We start from the raw sequence: 2770 nt of genomic DNA, 5'->3' as shown, positions 1-2770 counted from the left end.
GGCCCTTGGCCGAGGGCGGCGCCACACGCGAGACCAGCGAGGGCAGCGAGGCTTCGAGGATGTTGAAGCCCACGAAGAAGGCCAGCAGCAGGCCCACCAGCGCGGCCGGCACCTGCCACCACCAGCCCAGGCCGGCCAGCGTGAGCGCCAGCAAGGCCACGCTGCCCAGGAAGACGGCGCGCACGCGGCCGGCGCGTTCGCCCCACAGCAACGGCGGCAGCATCAGCACGAAGGACGCCAGCACCACGGGCAGATAGACCCAGCCATGGCGCTGCACCGGCAGCCCAAGGTGTTCGACCAGGGCCACGGGCACGGCCACGAACATCGCCATCTGCACCAGGTGCAGCACGAAGATGCCGCCGTTCAGGCGCAGCAGTTCGGGATGAGCCACCACCTCGGTCCAGCGCAGCGACGACGGCGCCGCGGCATGCCGGGGCGCGGCCGGCACCAGCCACAGCACCACGGCGATGCCCGCCAGGGCCAGGGCGCCGGTGAGCGCAAACAGGCCGTCCATGCCGATTGCCGCATAGAGCCAGGGCCCGGCCACCAGCGACAGCGCAAACACCAGGCCGATGGAGCCGCCCACCATCGCCATGGCTTTGGTGCGCACGGTCTCGCGCGTGCTGTCGGCGATCAGCGCGGTAACGGCGGCCGACACGGCGCCCGCGCCCTGCAGGGCCCGCCCGACGATCACGCCCGTCAGGCCCTCGGCCGCGGCCGCGACGAACGAGCCCAGCGCAAACACCAGCAGCCCGGCGACGATGACCGGTTTGCGGCCGAAGCGGTCCGAGGCCCAGCCGAAGGGCAGTTGCAGCGCCGCCTGCGTGAGACCGTAAATGCCGATCGCCAGGCCCACCAGCGTGACCTGCTCGGCCCCGGGCAGGCTGCGGGCATGCACGGCGAACACCGCCAGGATGAGGAAGAGCCCCAGCATGCGCAGGGCGAAGATGGCCGCCAGCCAGGCACTGGCGCGGCGCTCGTCGGGCGTGAAACGATGGGCAGGCGTGGACATGGGCGAAGTCTTCATTGTCCCAGATCGTCCGGGCTCGCGGCGCCGGCTTGGCGTAGCATCGCGGCTTGCCCGCCGGCCCGTCCCCGCTCCTGCCCGTCCCGTGACTGCTCCCAGCGACCCGCTGTCCATCCTCCAGGAAGTCTTTGGCTACCCCGCCTTCCGTGGCCGCCAGGCTGAGATCGTCGAGCATGTGACGGCCGGCGGCGACGCCCTGGTGCTGATGCCCACCGGCGGGGGCAAGAGCCTGTGTTACCAGGTGCCAGCCATCGCCCGCCATCGCCGCCGCTGCGGTGTCACCGTGGTGGTGAGCCCGCTGATCGCCCTGATGCATGACCAGGTCGGCGCGCTGGAGGAGGCCGGCGTGCACGCCGCCTTCCTGAATTCCACGCTGAGCCTGGAGCAGACCCAGCAGGTCGAGCGCGAGATGATGAGCGCTCGTCTCGTGCTGCTGTATGCCGCGCCCGAGCGCGTGACCACTGCGCGCTTCCTGGCCCAGCTCGATTCGCTGCACGAGCGCGGCCTGCTGAGCCTGTTCGCCATCGACGAGGCCCATTGCGTGAGCCAATGGGGCCACGACTTCCGTGCCGAGTACCTTGGGCTGTCGGTGCTGCACGAGCGCTACCCCGACGTGCCGCGCATCGCGCTGACGGCCACGGCCGACGAGCACACCCGCGCCGACATTCTGGCGCGCCTGGCGTTGCACGACGCCCGGGTCTTCATCAGCAGCTTCGACCGGCCCAACATCCGCTACCACATCGTCGAGAAAGACAACCCGCGCCTGCAGCTCCTGCGTTTCCTGCGCACCGAGCATGCGGGCGAGGCCGGCATCGTCTACTGCCAAAGCCGCAAGAAGGTGGAAGAGACGGCCGCCTGGCTCACCGCCGAGGGCATCCCGGCCCTGCCTTACCACGCCGGGCTCGAGGCGGCCGTGCGCCAGCAGCACCAGGACCGCTTCTTGCGCGAGGACGGCCTGGTGATGGTGGCCACCATCGCCTTCGGCATGGGCATCGACAAGCCCGATGTGCGCTTCGTGGCCCACCTGGACCTGCCCAAGAACATCGAGAGCTACTACCAGGAGACCGGCCGCGCCGGGCGCGACGGCGAGCCCGCCCAGGCCTGGATGGCCTATGGCCTGGCCGACGTGGTGAACCAGCGCCGCATGATCGACGACAGCCCGGCCACCGAGGAGTTCAAGCGCGTGCAACGTGCCAAGCTCGACGCCTTGCTGGCCCTGGCCGAGGCGCACGACTGCCGGCGCGTGCGGCTGCTGGGCTACTTCGGCGAAGACAGCGAGCCCTGCGGCAACTGCGACAACTGCCTGAGTCCGCCGGCGACATGGGATGCGACCGAGGCGGCGCGCAAGGCGCTGTCATGCATCTACCGTTTCCGGCCCAGGAGCTTCGGGGCGGGGCATCTCATCGACGTGCTGCGAGGCCAGCGCACGCCCAAGGTGCAGCAGTACGGCCACGAGGCGCTCAGCACCTTTGGCATCGGCGCCGACCTGTCGGAGCCGCAGTGGCGCTCGGTGCTGCGCCAACTCGTGGCCTTGGGCCATGTGGTGGCCGAGGGCGAGTTCAACACCCTGTCGCTGACCGACAGCGCCCGCGCCGTGCTGCGCGGCGAGGTGTCGCTGCGCCTGCGCGTGCCCGCCGATGGGGGGCGGGGCCGCACGGCCGTGGGCCTGCGCGGCAAGGCCACGGCCCGGGCCACGGCGGCAGACCTAGACGCCCACACCAAAACCCGCCTGCGGGCCCTCAA

The 2770-nt window shown here is 71.0% G+C and carries 2 protein-coding genes; one reads left to right on the top strand and one right to left on the bottom strand.

All coding sequences use genetic code 11. The annotated features are described in order from the left end of the window. The coding region (locus tag ACK42S_RS17115) for an MFS transporter (RefSeq protein ID WP_409710400.1) at window positions 1–1012 on the bottom strand (1012 nt) is incomplete at its 3' end. Between ACK42S_RS17115 and recQ the strand changes: the two genes are divergently transcribed. Next, the coding region (gene recQ / locus ACK42S_RS17110) for a DNA helicase RecQ (protein WP_409710404.1) at window positions 1011–2770 on the top strand (1760 nt) is incomplete at its 3' end. The genes ACK42S_RS17115 and recQ overlap by 2 nt on opposite strands.

The sequence above is a fragment of the Caldimonas sp. genome, assembly GCF_046289365.1.
Classification (GTDB): Bacteria; Pseudomonadota; Gammaproteobacteria; order Burkholderiales; family Burkholderiaceae_C; genus Caldimonas.
The sequence above is the reverse complement of the archived record's forward strand: the minus strand, read 5'-3'. Positions and strand labels throughout refer to the sequence as shown.